At 67.0% G+C, this 17,154-nt stretch carries 13 protein-coding genes; 4 read left to right on the top strand and 9 right to left on the bottom strand.

What is annotated here, in order from left to right:
• Window positions 1–11: 11 nt before the first annotated feature.
• The 6 genes from EPY72_RS11655 to EPY72_RS11630 form a co-directional block, all read right to left on the bottom strand.
• Window positions 12–3,917 (bottom strand): PAS domain-containing protein, encoded by a 3,906-nt coding sequence (locus EPY72_RS11655; protein ID WP_135806532.1) that lies wholly within the window; start codon window positions 3,915–3,917, stop codon window positions 12–14.
• Between the two features lie 100 nt (window positions 3,918–4,017).
• Window positions 4,018–5,427, bottom strand: a complete 1,410-nt coding sequence (locus EPY72_RS11650) for a glycosyltransferase family 2 protein (protein WP_135806531.1) — start codon at window positions 5,425–5,427, stop codon at window positions 4,018–4,020.
• Window positions 5,424–6,515, bottom strand: a complete 1,092-nt coding sequence (locus EPY72_RS11645) for a HEAT repeat domain-containing protein (protein ID WP_135806530.1) — start codon at window positions 6,513–6,515, stop codon at window positions 5,424–5,426. Before EPY72_RS11645 ends, EPY72_RS11650 begins: the two co-directional genes overlap by 4 nt.
• A complete protein-coding gene (locus EPY72_RS11640; protein WP_134671572.1) occupies window positions 6,512–6,880 on the bottom strand; it encodes a response regulator transcription factor in 369 nt (122 codons plus the stop codon). Before EPY72_RS11640 ends, EPY72_RS11645 begins: the two co-directional genes overlap by 4 nt.
• 152 nt (window positions 6,881–7,032) lie before the next feature.
• Window positions 7,033–8,451 (bottom strand): amidohydrolase, encoded by a 1,419-nt coding sequence (locus tag EPY72_RS11635; protein ID WP_135806529.1) that lies wholly within the window; start codon window positions 8,449–8,451, stop codon window positions 7,033–7,035.
• A 93-nt stretch (window positions 8,452–8,544) separates the two neighbouring features.
• A complete protein-coding gene (locus EPY72_RS11630; protein ID WP_135806528.1) occupies window positions 8,545–9,873 on the bottom strand; it encodes an amidase in 1,329 nt (442 codons plus the stop codon).
• A gap of 166 nt (window positions 9,874–10,039) precedes the next feature.
• Between EPY72_RS11630 and EPY72_RS11625 the strand changes: the two genes are divergently transcribed.
• Window positions 10,040–10,462 (top strand): VOC family protein, encoded by a 423-nt coding sequence (locus EPY72_RS11625; RefSeq protein ID WP_135806527.1) that lies wholly within the window; start codon window positions 10,040–10,042, stop codon window positions 10,460–10,462.
• A 99-nt stretch (window positions 10,463–10,561) separates the two neighbouring features.
• Entirely contained in the window at window positions 10,562–10,747 is a 186-nt protein-coding gene (locus tag EPY72_RS11620) for a hypothetical protein (protein ID WP_134671576.1), read from the top strand.
• Between the two features lie 335 nt (window positions 10,748–11,082).
• On the opposite strand, the gene EPY72_RS11615 is transcribed toward EPY72_RS11620, so the two are convergent.
• A complete protein-coding gene (locus tag EPY72_RS11615; protein WP_134671577.1) occupies window positions 11,083–12,282 on the bottom strand; it encodes an ABC transporter substrate-binding protein in 1,200 nt (399 codons plus the stop codon).
• A gap of 214 nt (window positions 12,283–12,496) precedes the next feature.
• On the opposite strand from EPY72_RS11615, the gene EPY72_RS11610 reads away from it, so the two are divergent.
• On the top strand, window positions 12,497–14,032 hold the full coding sequence (locus EPY72_RS11610) for an amidase (RefSeq protein WP_244605570.1): 1,536 nt from the start codon (window positions 12,497–12,499) through the stop codon (window positions 14,030–14,032).
• Window positions 14,033–14,387: 355 nt separating this feature from the next.
• Here the strand turns inward: EPY72_RS11610 and EPY72_RS11605 are convergent, their stop codons facing one another.
• On the bottom strand, window positions 14,388–15,161 hold the full coding sequence (locus tag EPY72_RS11605) for a fumarylacetoacetate hydrolase family protein (protein WP_134671578.1): 774 nt from the start codon (window positions 15,159–15,161) through the stop codon (window positions 14,388–14,390).
• A gap of 223 nt (window positions 15,162–15,384) precedes the next feature.
• On the opposite strand from EPY72_RS11605, the gene EPY72_RS11600 reads away from it, so the two are divergent.
• A complete protein-coding gene (locus tag EPY72_RS11600) occupies window positions 15,385–16,173 on the top strand; it encodes an HpcH/HpaI aldolase family protein (RefSeq protein ID WP_135806526.1) in 789 nt (262 codons plus the stop codon).
• Window positions 16,174–16,222: 49 nt separating this feature from the next.
• On the opposite strand, the gene EPY72_RS11595 is transcribed toward EPY72_RS11600, so the two are convergent.
• Window positions 16,223–17,041, bottom strand: coding sequence for an aldo/keto reductase (locus EPY72_RS11595; RefSeq protein ID WP_135806525.1), 819 nt, complete (start codon window positions 17,039–17,041; stop codon window positions 16,223–16,225).
• Window positions 17,042–17,154: the final 113 nt, after the last annotated feature.

Raw genomic sequence — 17,154 nt, 5'->3', positions numbered from 1 at the left:
GAGCCGACGGGTCACTCGGCCGCGACGAACTCGAAGCGGGCGCCGCCGTCCGAGCCGTCTGTCACCGACACCGTCCAGCCGTGGGCCGCCGCGATGTCGGCGACGATCGAGAGCCCGAAGCCGGTCCCGCCCTCGGTGGACGTGACGCCGTAGTCGAATATCTCGTCGCGTTTCTCTGGCGCGATCCCCTCGCCGTCGTCCTCGACGTAGAACCCCTCCGCCGCGTCGAGCGGGCCCACGGTGATCGTGACGGCCGCCCCGCCGTGTTCGACCGCGTTTCTGAAGAGGTTCTCGAACAGCTGTGTCAGCCGACTGCCGTCCCCGACCACCGTGGGAACGCCATCTGCGACCGTGAGCGTCGCTTCGTCGGTGTCGACGTACCCCCACGCCTCGGTCGTCACGCTCCGGAGGTCGACGCGCTCGGGGTCCGTGACCGTCGACTCGCCGCGAGCCAGCGTGAGGAGGTCCTCGATGAGCCGCTCCATGCGGTCGTGTGCCGATTCGATCCGATCGAGATGCTCCAGCTCGCCCGTCTCGCCGACCACGTCGAGAAAGCCCTTGGCGACCGAGAGGGGGTTTCGGAGGTCGTGGGCCACGACGCTCGCGAACTCGTCGAGCCGTTCGTTCTGGCGCTGGAGTTGGACCTCCCGGCTCGCCCGCGCGAACGCCGCCTCGACGGTCGCGCCCAGTATCCGGAAGAGATCGGCGTCGGTCTCGGAGAACGCGTCTTTCTCCGGCGTCCCGACCCCGAGGAGCCCGAACTCGCCGAGGGGAACGAACAGGCCGCTCACGAGATCCGAAGCGGACTCATCGAGGGCGGGCTCGGCCTGCAGGTCGTCGTACACCCGGAGATCGGACTGCTCGAACGCGTCCCACGCGAGGCTCTCGCCGGCCTCCAATCGCGGCAACTCGTCGATCGCGTCTTCCGTGGCGTCGCTGGCCGCCAGCGGGACGAGCGCGTCCGACTGGTCGGCCGACTCCCAGATCGCGGTGAGGTCGAATCCGAGAATCTCGACGGCGGCGTCGATGGCGATGGCGCCGATCTCGTCGCTCGACTGGGCGCCGCTGAGCCGCTGGGCGGTCTCCTGAAGCGAGCGGAGCTTCGCTTCTAGTTGCTTCTGTTCGGTGATGTCTTCGAGGACCGCGAGGATGCTCGAAATCTCGCCGTCCGGGTCGGTGATCGGGGCGACCGACAGGAGTAGATTAAGCTCCTCGCCGTCTTTGGTCTCCCGTCGTATCTCTTTGCCCCGAATTCGCTCGCCGTTCAGGGCGCGCTGTCGGTGGGACGCGAACTCCGCTTGGCGCTCGTCCGGGACGATCGGATTGAGTTCGCCGAGCACCTCCTCGCGCGACCAGCCGAACATCTGTTCGGCCTCGTCGTTCCACCGGACGACGGTTCCGTCGGTGTCGATCTCCATCACGGTCAGCGGCGTCGCCTCGATGAGCGACTCCAGTCGCTCGTTGGTCGTCTCGAGGTCGCGCTCTCGCTCGACCTGTTCGGTCACGTTCCGAGCGATGCCGACGATACGGACGATCTCGCCGTCGACGACGACCGGCGCGAGGCTGGTGTCCCAGAACCGCGCGTCGTCGTCGATGTCGAGCTCTTCGCGATACGAGATCGGGCCGCCCTGTTCGACACACGCGGTGTAGTTCGACGCGAGCTCGGCGCCCCGTTCGTCGCCGAACACCTCTCGGGGCGACTGGCCCCGGACCTGCTCGGTCGTGAGCCCGGTCTGGGTCTCGTAGCCCGGACTGAGCCGAGCGAACTCAAAGGACGGGTCCCCCTCGGTCTCGTCGACGTCGAGCAGGAAGATCGCGTCCCCGGAGGTGTCGAGCAGCGCCTCGTACTCCTCGGCGAGTTCCTGATGGCCGCGCTTGCGGGCCTTTCGCTCGGTGATGTCTTGAAACACTCCGCGAAGCACGACGTCGCCGCGTGCGGTGGCATCGACACACTCGCCCCACGCGCGGACGTCGCGCACCTCGCCGTCGGTCCGGACCACCCGGAGGTCGAGATCGTACGACTCGCCCTCCTCGATCGCCCGGTCGACCGCCGCCGATATCGTCTCCCTGTCGGCGGGGTGGTAGAACTCGATGGCGTCGTCCAGCGTGGGCTCGTACTCGGGGTCGACGCCGTGGATCTCTCGGACGCCCGCCGACCACCGGACGTCGCCCGTCGACGGGAAGTACTCCCAGACGCCGATGTCCGCGATGTCCTGGACGCGTTCGAACAGGAACTCCTGGCGTTCGAGTTCGGTGCGGTCCCGCCCTCGCGAGATCTCCGCGCTGACGAGTTCGGACAGCAGTTCGACGAACGTCCGTTCGAGCCGCCCGAACTCGGCGTCCCGCACGGTCGGACTCGAGAAGTTGACCGTCCCGTAGCGCTCGCCGTCGACGACGAGGGGCGCGCCGATGTACGACGCCAGTTCGAACTCGCGATAGGCGGGATGGGTCTCCTTTCCGTCTGCGACCGCGTCGGCGAACGAACAGACCGCGTCGGTCCCGACGACCTCCTCGCAGTACGTCGATTCGAGGTCGAACCGATCCCCGGCCTCGATCTCGGCGTCGGGCGCGTGAACCGCCCTGACCGCGTAGTCGTCGCCCCGGACGTGCGAGACTATCCCGATTTCGAGATCGAGGGTCCGACAGCCGACTTCCAACAGCCTGCGGAGGCGGGTCTCGGCGGCGACGTCGCTCTCGGCCATGACCGACTGGAGTTCCCTGAGCGAGTCGCGTTCGCGCTCTAACCGTCGGTTGGCCTCGCGCTGTTCGGTGACGTCTCGGGCGACGACGAGCACGCGTTTGGTCTCTCGGCTCCGGAACGGCGTAAAGCGGACGTCGAACGAGCGGTCGCGGCCGCCGACTTCGAGGTCGAGTTTGAGGTCCGAATCGTACAGGCCGGTGACCCCGCCGTCGCTCTCGATCTCGTTCAGCGTCGACTCGACGGCGGCCGAGAACCGCTCGGCGTCCGACTCAGCCAGCCGGTCGCCGACGACCACCTCGAGCGCTCGGCCCTCGAGTTGGGTCGACTGCTCGCCGGTGACAAGCCGTTCGGCGGCCGCGTTCGTGAACTGCACGACCCCCTCGTCGTCGAGGACGAGCACGGCGTCGTGGATGTTCCGGAGGATCGTCTCGCTCCGCTCCAGATCGAGTTCTCGCTCGCGCTCGGCCGTTATCTCCCGGGAGAAGACGGTCAGGCCGTCGTCGTCGGGAAACACCCGTATCTCGACCCAGTAGTCGAACGGGGCTCCGATCCGGTGTTCGAACGTCCGGGATTCGCCGGTCTGCATCGCGGTTCGGTATCGGCGTTCGAGCTCCGTGCCCACGATCGACGGGAACGACTCCCAGAGCGTCGTCCCGACGACGGCGTCCGGGTCGCAGTCGACGCGGTCGGCCATCTTCTCGTTCATGTACTCGATGCGCCACTCGTCGTCGACGGCGTAGATCGCGTCGGTCGCGCGTTCGAGCGTCCGCTCGAAGCGGTCGGAGATCCGTTCGGCGACCGCTTCCTTCCGGGCGGCCTCGACGAGCGTCCGGACGCGGCGCGCGAGCAACTCGAAGCTGTCGTGGTCGGACCGGATCGGGATGTAATCGGAGACGCCCGCCTGTGTCGCCTCGCCCGCGATCCGCTCGCTTCCACGACCGGTAAACAGGATCGTCGGAAGCTCGTAGCCGTCGGCTCCCAGTCGTTCGAGGAGGTCGATCCCTGTCCCGTCCGCCAGCGAGTAGGAGGTCACCACGCAGTCGACTGCGGCCGAGTCGACCCGGTCGATGGCCGCGGCCGCGGTGTCGACGGTCGTGACTTCGAAGGACGACGAGAGACTCAGGAGTTTCGTCTCGGTCAACTCCGCGAACCCCTCGTCGTCGTTCACGTACAGAACGTGAATGGAGTCAGGGATCCCGACATCTGTACGAGCCATTACCCCGAGTAAAGAGCCGAGTGTTATCAATCGTTTGTCTTAGTTCTGTTCGGTGACAAGACGGCTGAATTTCGGTTGTCGTCGTCCCGGATGAATCGGCTCAGTCGGCGTCGAACCCGGAGCGGCGCATCTCACCCCACGACGTCTCGCCGCGGAGATACTCGTAGAGCCCCCGCCACGCGATCAGGGTCTTCCACTGTCTGAACCCGAAGTTCTCCAGAACGCCGTGGCCAAGCAGACGGAGGACCTGCATCGGTCGGTCGTACCGCCTGAAGCTCCAGACTTCGCTGAGGATTCCGAACCACGACAGGAGCACGCCCACCCCGACCGTGAGCCCGAAGTACAGGAGCATGAACGACGCGTCCGCGGCCCCGACCGCGAACGCCAGGGGCACGATCACGTACCCGAACCCCTCGACCAGCGGTCCGAAGACCTCCGCGAGCAGGAAGGCGGGGTAGCCGAACACGCCGGGCGAGCCGTACCGTCGACGACCGATCATCCGCCGGTGGCGAGCCATCGTGTCGAGGAGTCCTCGATACCACCGGCGTCGCTGTCGGCTGAACGCGGCCCGCGACTCTGGGACTTCGGTCCAGACGACCGGCTCGGGCACGAACTCGACGTTGTACTCCCGGTCTCGCTCCCGGAGGTACCGGTGCAGACGCAGGGTCAGCTCGAAGTCCTCGGTCACGCTCGCGGTCTCGTACCCGCCGACCTCGCGGACGAGGTCGGTCCGGAACACGCCGAACGCGCCCGAAATCAACATCAGGGCGTTCAGCCGATCGAGTCCCAGTCGCCCGGAGTAAAACGCCCGCAGGTACTCCATCGTCTGAAGGCCCGCCAGCCTGCTTTCCGGGAGGTCGACCGATTCGATCGTCCCGTTATCGATCGAACAGCCGTTCGCGACGCGGATCGTCCCGCCGGTCGCGACGGTCTCCTCCGGGCGATCCAAGAACGGTTCGACCGCCTGCAAGAGCCCGTCCCTGTCGATGATCGAGTCGGCGTCGATCGTACAGAAAAGCGGCTGGTCGGCGAGCCAGATTCCCGCGTTCACCGCGTCGGCCCGACCGCCGTTTACCTTATCGACGACCCGGAGGGTGGGGGCGTCGTCGGACCGATACACCGCTTCGATCGGCTCGCTGGGGACGTCGAACGGGACCGGGGCGTCGATCCGCCGGAGGTCGAACGCCGAACGGAGCTCCGAGAGCGTCGCGTCGTCCGAGCCGTCGTTGACGACCACGATCTCGAGCTCCGGGTAGTTGAGGTTCAACAGCGACTGGACGTTCTCGACGATGACTGCCTCCTCGTTGTACGCCGGAACGACGACGGTCACGCCGGGGAAGAAAGGCGAGGCGAACCGCTGGTACATCGTCCCCGCGGCACGCTTTTTTAGGTCGGTCCGGACGCCGTACAGCGCCGCGATATGCACGATCAGATAGACGCCGTTGACCACCAGGTAGTACCCCAGAACCACCCACCCGATCAGGAGTAGCGCGTCGCCGACGGACGTCATCGCACCGCCTCGGTCTTTGTCGGTTCGGTCGACGCCAGCACCCACTCTCTGGCGGCGGCGCTGGCGGCGCTCAGTTCGGTCTCGTCGAGGTCTCTCGCACGCTCGCCCAGCGCCGAAATCGCGTCGATCGCCGACCGCGGGTCCGTCTCGGTGCCGACGGCCGCGAGGAGCGCCGCCGTCGACGCCTCGTCCTGCCAGGTGCCGAGCATCCGGTAGATCGCCCCTCGGACCCGCGGCGACTCGTCGGTTCGGATCCGCTCGACGTCGACCGCGGCCCGAACGTCCTCGTGCCAGCCGTATCCGACGAGCGACTCGGCCGCCGCCGCTCTGACGGCCGGTGAACTGCTCACGAACAGAAAGCCGATCCACCCCAGCGACGTGTCGGGGTTCGCCGGGCCCGCTTCGCCGATCACCCTGAGTACCTGGATGAGTCGCGACTCGGACCACTCGTCGTACGAGCTCGTCGCGCGTTCGAACAGCGGCGCGGGCGAGAGCTTGTTGAGCTGGTAGAGCGAGTCCACGCCGAGCACTGACAGCGGCCGGGACCCGCGTAGCAACAGCTCTGTCCCGATGCGCGCCGCCTCCGGGCGGTCCTGTTCGTAGAGCACCCGGGCCACCGGGGCGCTCGCGTCCGGATGCTTCTCACACGTCCGCTCGAGCGACGCCGTCGGGACATCGACGTCGAGGCGGGCGATCCAGTTGAGCGCCCACCGCCGTTCGAACCGGTCTCCCTCGCGGAGTTTGCGCCGGGCCCGCCGATCGAGGCCGAGCGCGTAGCCGAGGCGCTGAAGCGACTGCCGATCGCGCCCGCGTACCCGTTCGAGGTACTCCCGTAAGAGATCCTGTGCGACGCGTCGTTCGGTCTCGTTCAGCTCTGTCACCCAGTCGTCCCACGCCGGGTCGGTCGCCTCCATCCGTTCGAGGAACGCCCGACGAATCTGCCCGCGCGCTTGCGCGGTTCGTCGGTCGCGTCGAGCGGTCAGGACGGATCGACCGATCGTGATCAGGCCGACGACGGCGAGGAGGCTGGTCACGACGGCGCCGATCAGAGAGAGCGTCTCGACGGAGACGGCCGAGGTACCGTTCATTCGAGTACTCTCTTTATTCGCGCGAGGAGTTCGTTCGCCGAGAACGGTTTCGTCATGTAGTCGGTCGCGCCGGCTTCGAGCGCGCGGACGATGTCGTCTTCTTTCCCGCGGGAGGTGAGCATGATGACTTCGAGGTCGTCGAACCGATCGTCGCCGTCCATCCGGTCGAGGACCCGATACCCGTTCAGTCCGGGCATCATGACGTCGAGCACCACCAGATCGGGGAGGTCGTCGGCGGCCGTATCCAGCCGGTTCCAGCACTCGGCGCCGTCGGAGACGGCCGTCACGTCGTATCCGTTCTGCAGTTTGAAGGTGAGAAGTTCGCGCATCTCCTCGTCGTCGTCGGCGATCAGGACAGAATGCATCCGTAGTGTATTTCTGAGGGTAGTTACTCGCCGATCAAATGCGTTTGGATAGTTCGCGACGACCTCGAACGCGACGCGTCGACCCGACCCGGAGCCCCGAGAACCGCGGCCGACCGGCGTTCGACTTCGGCCAGAGCGGTGACCCCCGAGGCTCACTCGCCGGTGATGTCGAACGGCGGTTCGGCGTCGGACGGGAGCGGTGTCTCGTAGCTCCGGTCGCCGGTCACCTCGTCGAACTCCTCGTTCGCGCGCTCGGCGATGCTCGGATCGTCGAGCAACGCGTACGCGGTCCCGCCGAGCACCTTCGCGGCGTACACCGCGCCCTCCTCGCCGAAGTCGCCGTTGGCGGCGGTCGCCTGCCAGGTGTGGGCGGGCGTGCCGACCGCCCACGTCGCCCCGCGGAACTGGCCGGTCGGCGCGATCCAGCTCACGTCGCCCACCTCGGTCGAGCCGCCGCCGACCTCGCCCTCGCCGTGGGGCGGGATCGGCTCGTCGTAGAGGCTCGCCTCGCGCATCGCGTCGGCGTGGTCGGTCGGCATCCCCTCGACGCTCGCCTCGATCTGCTCGGGGTCGAGCGTCTCGCGGAGGTCGGCGGCGAACGAGCGGTCGGCCTCGTCGTAGCCGACCGCGCCGAGTTCCTCCATCGTCTCCCAGATCGCGTCGGTCACCGTCCGGTTCGGGAGGTAGTCGTAACAGCCGGTGACGTACCGCCGGTCGACCTCGGTCCGGGTCATCGCGGCGGCCGCGCCCGCGATGTCGCCCACCCAGTCGCTGATGCGCTCGACCTCGGGGCGGGTGGGCGCCCGGACGTAGTACCAGACGGTCGCCTCCGCGGGCACCACGTTCGGCGCCTCGCCGCCGTCGGTGATGACGTAGTGGATCCGGGCCTCCTCGGGGACGTGCTCGCGCATGTACTCGACCCCGGCGTTGAGGAGTTCGACCGCGTCGAGCGCCGACCGACCCGATTCGGGGGAGGCGGCGGCGTGAGCCGAGACGCCCTCGAAGGTGAACTGCATCGAGTCGAGCGCGAGCGACCGCTTGAGCGTGGGCGTGGTGTGGTCGGCGGGGTGCCACGTAATCGCGGCGTCGAGGTGGTCGAACGCGCCGTCGCGGGCCATAAACACCTTCCCGACCAGCGTCTCCTCGGCCGGACAGCCGAAGAACTCGATCGTCCCCTCGACGTCGCCGCGCTCGATGGCGCGCTTGACCGCGATCGCGCCGCCGACGCCCGCGACTCCGAAGAGGTTGTGTCCACAGCCGTGGCCCGGGCCGCCCTCCTCGACGGGGTCGCGCTCGGCGGTCGTGGTCTGGGAGAGGTCCGGAAGCGCGTCGTACTCGCCCAGAATTCCGATCGTCGGGTCGCCTTCGCCGTACGACGCCACGAACGCGGTCGGCATCCCGCCGACGCCGACCTCGACGTCGAACCCCGCCTCCTCGAGGCGGTCGATCAGGACCTGCGAGGACTCTTCCTCGTGGAGCCCGAGTTCGGGCGTCTCCCAGATACGGCGGGCCATCGAGGTCAGCCGGTCGCGCTGTTCGGCTACGTCCTGAAACACGGTATCTTTTGACACGGTCGTGGAGTCGCAGGGCCCGACCATCAACGTTCGGCTCACCGACCGCGCTCGCCGGTTCCGCCGGCGACCCCCACCGGACGATGCGGTCGGTCAGCGCGCGTCCGCGAGTACCGCCGCGAGCGACTCGGCCCACGCGAGCAGGCGCTCGTCGTCCCCGAACGCCGTCGCGCACTGGAGCCCGACCGGCAGGCCGTCCGCGCGGTCGCCCGGGAGCGAAATCGCGGGCACCCCGGCGTGAGTCCACGGGAGGTTCATGACCGGGTCGCCCGTGTCGCCGATCCCTGCCGGCGCCGGCCCGGGCGCGGACGGACTGAGCCAGACGTCGATCCCCTCCTCGTTCATCACGTCCGCCAGCCGTGCCCGGAGGTCGCGCCGACTCGCTCGGGCGTCGGCCAGTTCGCCGACCCCGACCGACCGGCCCTCGCGGACGAGTTCGGCGGTGCCCTCGGCGTACCTGTCCTCGTAGTCGCGGAACCACTCGGCGTGCGCGAGCGCGGCCTCCGCGGCGACGAGTCGCTCGTGGCGCTCGTTGAGCGCGTCGATATCCTCGAACGGGTCGGCGCGTCTGACCTCGTAGCCCGCCCGTTCGAGCGCGTCGACCTGCGCGTCGAATCGCTCGCGGCCGACCGTCGACGCCTGCGCGAGGTACGGGTCGCCCGGGACCCCGAAGACCGGCTCGTCGGGGGTCTCGACGGGCTCCCACGTCTCGCACAGCACCGGCGCGGCCGCCCGGACGTCGGCCACGTCGCGGGCGAACGCGCCGACGTGGTCGACCGACTCGGCCAGCGGGATCACGCCGTCGATCGGGACGCGGCCGTAGCTCGGCTTGAATCCGACGATCCCGCAGAATGCGGCGGGACGGATCACCGAGCCGATGGTCTGGCTCCCGAGCGCGAGCGGCGTCTCGCCCGCCGCGACCGCGGCCGCCGAGCCGCTGCTGGAGCCGCCGGGCGTTCGGTCGGGGTCGTGGGGGTTCCGGGTCGGCCCCGGCTCGAAGTGGGCGAACTCCGTCGTCACCGTCTTCCCCAGCACGATCGCGCCGGCGTCCCGGAGCGCGGAGACGACGCCGGCCTCCGCGCCGGTCAGCTCGGCGATCGGGAGCTCCGAGCCCGCGCGCGTCGGGAACCCGTCGACGTGGAAGATGTCTTTGACCCCGACCGGGACGCCGTACAGCGGCGGCCGGTCGTTCGGATCGGGGTACCGATCGCGGAGCGCCGCGGCGGCGGCGGTCACGCGCTCGCGGCGGTCGGACTCGGCCACCAGCGCCCGAACCGTCGGCTCGACGGCCTCGGCGCGGTCGACCAGCCCGTCGACGTACGCCAGCGGGTCGCGGTCGCCGGTTCGCAACGCGCTCGCGGCGTCGGTCAGGCCCGCGGCGTCGGTCGCTGTCAGAGTCGGCTCGGCGGATTCGTCGCTCATGGGTTCGTCGTGGGAGCCACAACGCGGACGACCGAATTGAAGGTTGTGCTACCGGGTGTCAGGAGCCGCCGGGGCGGCCCGCCGCGAGGGACAATCGGACTCGCCCGCCGGCGCCGTCGCCGATTCGAGCGAAACCGGCTTGTGGCCGGGGCGCACAGCCACGGACGTGAGTTCGAATCTAACGGCCCACCACTACGGAATCACCGTCGCCGACCTCGACCGCGCGATCGAGTTCTACCGGGACGTCCTCGGACTCGACGTGCTCGACCGATTCGCCGTCTCGGGACCGGCGTTCGCCGACGCGGTCGGCGTCGACGGCGCGACCGGCGGGTTCGCGCACCTCGACGCCGGATCGGCCCGCGTCGAACTCGTCGAGTACGAGCCGGAAGGCGACGACGCCGACGCCGGCGCCGTCAATCGGCCGGGCGCCACGCACCTCGGGCTCGCGGTCGAGGACGTCGAGGCGTTCCACGAGGGGCTCCCGAGCGACGTCGAGACGATCAGCGACCCACGAACGACCGAGAGCGGAGCCACGATCCTGTTCGTCCGCGATCCGGAGGGCAATCTGATCGAACTGATCGAAGCGTAGCGGGCGTCTATTTATACGGTCCCGCGGGCCGAGCGGCAAGTACGGATCGTCGACTAACCAGAAAGCACTCTTGTTCACACTTTCATCATGCGCGTGACGATGGATAGAAGCGAATTGGTCCAAGTCCTCACGCTCTGGTTCGTAGTTATGACCTTTATTGTTACAGCTCCCGGGGCTGATAATCCGATATTTAGCGCAATCGAGATCGGCTCCCTCCTGCTAATGTATCTCCTTCCGTTGTGGATCGTCGTAGAACTCACCTCCGACTTCGTTGGGGGCCAGTGAATCGGCGACAGTGTTCAATTCGCGCCGTGTACACGTCGCGACACTTCGTGTGCTATGCTGAAACGGAGGTCGTAGACGCTGTAGAGAATATCACGAATCGACTCCTACGAGTAGCGAAACGCGCGGTCTCTGACGATCCTGCACCAACGGGTTAGAGGGGTAGCGGCGCCTATGCTGACCGGGAACTTATCGTAAACCGTAGCCTCCGCGAGTACTTAGACTTCTGGACGCACTCCGAATACCGATTCGGTGTTTGTAAAGCGCGTCGTGGAAACAGGACGTCCCACACTCAAGGGGCGAGCGGTGTCAGCCGTGAGCGAGTAGGGTGGGGTAGTTCACACGTCTCCGTCCCGAATATCGGCGATTCGTTGGCGACTGTACAGTTGCTCGTCTTGGCCGAAAACGTCGGGGAACAACTGCTTCGCGGCACGTTCGGTCTTTGCGAGGTTGATAATCGGGCCTTGGTACATCCCGCCTGCCGGATAAACCTCACCGTTCTGAACTGCGCGTAGTTGGCTCGCTACGTCGTGGTCTTGGAGGAACGTGAGGTACGTCTCGCGGAACTCTGAGCGCGTCCAGTGCTCGTCGGTGTAGAACAGTATGATCTCGGGATCGACGTCCAGCAGCGTCTCGTAATCGATAGTGCCGCGATCGGACGTAAAGCTCTGGATGTCTGAGCCTTCAAACGCATCGCTTACACCGAGGTCGTGCCAGTGTTTGTACGCAGTCGTCTCACCGAGCCGATAGGGGTAGTACTTTTCCGGTTGCGTCGATGCTGGCGAGAGAAGCCCGATTGCCGGGCGCTCGCTCTCGGGTGGCAGTCGTTCCTGTATGCTCGAAACGGTCTCGTCGTGGAGCGCCTGAAGCGCCTCGAAACGGTCCATTCGCTGGAATACCTGTGCGACCTTCTCGGTGGCCTCGTACAGCGAGTAGTACGGGTAGTCCTCGTGCCACGAATACGTCGAGAAGCTCGTGTTGCCACAGAACGGAGAGAGACGCTCGGCCATCTCCGTGACATCCGCGCGCTTCCAGTTGGGGATGAGGTTGGTCATATAGTTCGGGTCGATAAAGTGTACGTCGGCGTCAATTTCTAACAAGGTCTCCTTGGAAATCCCGTCTTGCCAGAGCGAAATCATATCCTCCTTGCCAGTGGAGAGCCCCGGAATGTCCTCGTATGCCCACGTCCGGTACTCGCCTGTGAGGACGATTGCACTCGGCTTCTCCAATCCGAGTGAAACACCCATGTCCCCCCAACTGGCATTTTCTGCGACCCACGTTTGGGGAACAGACTCGAAGGTGACGTCGCCAACAGGTTCTATCGTCACGGAGTACGAACTGTCTTCCGTGGTTGTCTCGGTCGGTGTGGCGGTCGTCGTCTCCGTCGCAGTCGGCGTGGAATCCGATTCTGTTACGGTGTTTTGGGAATCGTCTCCACCGGTACAACCGGCAAGCAACCCGCTACCAACGAGAGCGCCGCCATACTTCATGTAGTTACGCCGCGTGGTAGATCGTCGTTCGTTGACTTCGTCTGCCATATTGTTTAGGCCAGCCTAAAAATTGAAAAGGGTTTCGGAACGCAGCGGTTGATTCGTAGTACCACCAGCGACGGGAGCGATTTGACTCACGTCAGACCGAGATCAATAGGGTGATACGACTGCCAGCCACCGGGAGCAGGCGACGGTCGGCTCGCGACCGTTCGGTCCGGCGACGCACCCGTCACACCGATGGTTGTTAGGTGTTGGAATTGGTATGCGCTTCCAAGACATGGATTCGACTGGCGACGCCGACTCGTTCGACGTGCTCGAAGCGACGATCGGCGACATCCGCGCCGCCATCGAGGCGGGCGAGGTCACCGCCGCAGAGCTCGTCGAACGCTACCGGGCCCGGATCGACGAGTACGACGGCGACCTGAACGCGATACTGACGCTGAACGACGCCGCCCGCGAGCGCGCCCGGGAACTCGACGCCCAGTTCGAGGACTCGGGGTTCGTCGGCCCGCTCCACGGCGTCCCGATCCTGCTGAAGGACAACCACGACACCCGCGACATGCCGACCACCGCGGGGTCGACCGCGCTGGCGGAGTCGGTCCCCGACGAGGACGCGTTCGTCGTCCGCCGGCTCCGGGAGGCCGGCGGCGTGATCGTCGGGAAGACGAACCTCCAGGAGTTCTCGTACGGCGTCGACACCATCAGCTCGCTCGGCGGGGAGACTCACAACGCCTACGACCTCGACCGGCGGCCGTCTGGCTCCAGCGGGGGGACCGCCGCGGCGGTCGCCGCGAACCTCGGGGCGGTCGGGACCGGCTCGGACACCTGCTCGTCGGTCAGGTCTCCGCCCGCGTTCAATGATCTGGTCGGAGTCCGACCGACCCGCGGGCTGGTCAGCCGCACCGGCGTCGTCCCGCTGAGCGAGTCCCAGGACACCGCGGGGCCCATCGCCCGGCGCGTCGCCGACGCCGCCCGACTGCTCGACGCGATGGCCGGCTACGACCCCGAGGACCCCGTCACCGCGCGGGGCGTCGGCCGCGTCCCCGACGGCGGCTACGTCTCGCACCTCGACGCGGACGGCCTCGACGGCGCTCGGATCGGCGTCGTCCGGGAGTTCTTCGGTCTACAAGACGAGGAGAGCGCGCCCGCCGAGGCGGCCGAGAAGGTGACCGAGGTCGTCGACTCCGCGATCGCGGAGATGGCGGCGGCGGGCGCGACGATCGTCGACTCCGTGACAGTCGCCGACACGGACGAACTCGGGTCGGCTCGCGTCATCCCGTACGAGTTCAAACGCGACTTCGACGCGTATCTGGCGGGGCTCGACGACGCGGTGGCGTACGACTCGCTCGCGGAGATCGTCGCGTCCGGGGAGGTCGCGCCGGCGGTCGCCTCCCGACTGGAGGGTAGCGACATCCTCGACACCGACGTGGAGTCGCTCGACCGAAACCTCGGCTACCTCCGGCGACTCGACCGGCGGCGCCGGCTCAAGATCGACACCGAGCGCCGGATGGTCGAACGGGACCTCGACGCCCTGCTGTACCCGCCGTCGACGATCCCGCCGGTCGAGATTCCCGACCACCAGCCGTTCGAGGAGCTGAACTGCGAGCTGTCGGCCCACACGGGTCTGCCCTCGATGGTCGTGCCGGCCGGGTTCACCGACGACGGTCTCCCGGTGGGCGTCGAACTGCTCGGCCGGGAGTTCGCCGAGCCGCGACTCTTCGAACTCGCCTACGCGTACGAGCAGGCGACCGACCACCGGCGACCGCCGGCCGGGTTCGGCGCGCTCGACTCGGAGTAGCCGGGGCAGGCGGGGCGGTAGTATTTTATTATTTGAGCAATTCTATATCCCGTCACGGCGGCGGTAGTGAACCAAACAAGACGGGCGGTAGCCAAGAGACAGTATATATTGCACTCGATAATTCGCAAGAAATAGTTTAAAATACGATTGTTTCTATTTTTGGCACTTTTAACAACAGAGTTAAATTAGTCGATAGATCCGCGAGTCGTATCGCACACAGAGTAAGTAGATAGTAAGCATATAGTAGTGCTTTATACACACAATAATACACAATTATACTATCGCCCGACGAGAGGCTTCAGTCAGGCAAACCGAGACGCGCCGGGTCGAGCGGGCGCCGAACGCGACCGTCTACTCAGTGGTCCGGCATGAAGTCGTGTTCGACCTCCCCGGAGAACTCCTCGGCGACGAACTCGTTGCGGAGCGTCCCCACGCCCTCGATCTCGATCTCGACAGAATCGCCGTCGCTGATCGGACTCACGCCCGAGGTCGTCCCGGTCGCGATCACGTCGCCCTCCTCTAAGGTCACCAGCGTGGTGATCTCCTCGATCAGTTCCGGGACCGAGAAGATGAGGTTGTCGATGGTCGACTCTTGTTGGATCTCGCCGTTCTTCCGGAGCCTGATCGAGGCGTCCTCGGGGACGCGGTCAGGCGACGCGACCACCGGCCCGATCGGGGCGGCGTTGTCGAACGACTTCCCCCGAACCCAGTTTTGCTCTTGGCGCTGGTCGTCCCGGTTCGAGAGGTCGTTGACGCAGGTGTAGCCCGCGATGACCTCCTCGGCCCGGTCGGCCGGGACGTTCCGACACTGCTCGCCGATGACGACCCCCAGTTCGGCCTCGTGGTCGATGCGCTCTTTGTCGTCCGGGAGCGCGATGGTGTCACCGTGGGCCGCGAGCGTGTTCGGCGCTTTCAGGAACAACAGCGGGCGTTCCGGAATCTCGGAGTCGGTCTCCTCGGCGTGGTCGGCGTAGTTCAGCCCGACGCAGACGATCTTGCTCGGCTCGACCGGCGACAGTACCGTCACCTCGTCGAGGTCGAACTGCCGGGTGGCGAAGGCGACCCCCTCGTCGGTCCACTCGCCGACCCGCACGGAGCCGGCCGGGTCGCGAAATCGAACTCGTTGCATAGCGACATGAAGTGGTGCGGGAATACGTAAAAAGATTTTTGCTCCGGAAACCGTGGCGGTCAGCGACTGACGCGCCGGTGAGTGTAATTCTCTCGCAGATTTCAGACCGAGACGGACGAGCAAAGCAGTCAGCTCCCGCCGGCCGCGAGCGGCCTCACGGACCGAGCGTGTGATCGTCCGGTCCGTCCCGAATACTGAATACTCTCAGTGATGTGTGACACCTATGGGCAAACAGCGTCGCGTGAGTCACCTGCTCGACGAACAGGGGCCGATCCTCGGCGCCCGGGCCGCGACGACGTCGCCGTCGGTCGTCGAAGTGTACGGCGAGATGGGACTGGACTTCGCGTGGATCGACCTCGAACACGCCGGGGCGAGCCCGTTCGACAGCCGAGTCCTCGACCGACTGGCGCGGGCGGCCGACGCGGCCGAGATCGACCTCGTGGTACGGCTCCCGTCCGGCGATCCCGCGGCCGTCCGGAAGGTGCTCGACACCGGCGTCAAGACGCTCCTGATTCCGCGCGTAGAGTCGGCCGACGAGATCAGGCAGGCGATCGAGGCCGCCCGGTTCGCCTACGACGGTCGTCCGGGCAGTTACGGCGCCGGCGCCGGACGCGACAGCGGGTGGGGCGACGCCTCGTCGATCGATCCGTCCGCCCACGACGAGGCGGTGTCGGTGGGCTGTATGATCGAGACACGGACCGCGGTCGAGAACCTCGACGCCATCGCAGCGGTGCCGGAGCTCGGCTTCGCGTTCGTCGGGCCCGCGGACCTCTCGGTTTCGATCGGTCGTCCATTCGAGAAGGATCATCCCGATGTTCGGCGGGCGATCGCGGAGATACGGGAGGCGTGTCTCGACGCCGGCGTCCCCCTCGGGTGGGTCACCGACGACGCGGCGGACGCCGAGGCCGCGATCGATCGGGGGTACCGACTGCTCCGACTCGGCGACGAGGTCGCGTCGGCGCGGGTCGTGCTGGGGTCGCGGCTCGACTCGCTGCGCGCCGACTCGGAGTGATCGCCATCGAGCGATCTGAGAGACCGACCGAGATCGAGCGATCGGACGGTCACCACGCCGGCGCGTAGTCCGGATCGTACTGGCGGTCTTCCTGCTCGATGCCGTCGATCGCCGCGATCTCGGGCTCGTCGAGGTCGAACTCCAGGGACGACCAGTTGTCGCGAATGTGCTCGTCGGTGCTCGCCTTCGGGATCGTCGCGACGCCCTTCTCGCGGAGCCACGCCAGGCTCACCCGCGCCTCGCTGACGCCGCGCTCCTCGGCGATCTCCCCGATCACCCGATTCTCGAACACCGCGCCGTAGCCGAGCGGGGCGTACGCCACGAGCGTGATGTCGTGGGTCTCGCAGTACTCCCGGAGCCGTTCTTGCTGTAGGAGCGGATGCATCTCGACCTGCAACGCCTGGATCGGCGCCTCGGAGGCCGCCCGGGCCTCGTCCAACAGCTCGGGGGTGAGGTTGCAGACCCCGATGTGGTCGACGACGCCCTCCTCGCGGAGCTCCGCGCACGCCTCGAACGTCGCCTCGGAGTCGTAGTCGCCGCCCGGCCAGTGGACGCCGTAGAGCAGGTCGACCCGCTCGAGGCCGAGCCGGTCGAGGCAGTCTCGCGCGCTGTCGAGGACGTCGTCGGTTGCGTACCCGTCGGCGAACTTCGGGTGGAGCACTTTCGTCGCGAGGAACACGTCCTCGCGGTCGACGTCGGCCGCCGCGACTCCTTCGCCGACCGCCTCCTCGTTGCCGTACGCCTCTGCGGTGTCGACGTGCCTGTATCCCACGTCCAGCGCGGTTCGGACGTTGTCCCGGCACCGCTCGGGGTCGGTGTTCCGGTACGTGCCCAGCCCGAGCGCCGGGATCTGTGTGCGCGCGGTCATAGCCGTGGTAATCGGTAACAGGTCAAAAAAGCGTTTCCCCGCCGCGGCCTCGGCGGCGGGGCACAGCGAAGCGCGCGACCGGGGTTCGCGGTCTAAACGGTCAGCCGGGACCG

The sequence above is a fragment of the Halorussus marinus genome (assembly GCF_004765795.1).
Classification (GTDB): Archaea; Halobacteriota; Halobacteria; order Halobacteriales; family Haladaptataceae; genus Halorussus; species Halorussus marinus.
Note: the sequence above shows the minus strand (reverse complement) of the source record. Positions and strands in the feature narration are given on the sequence as shown.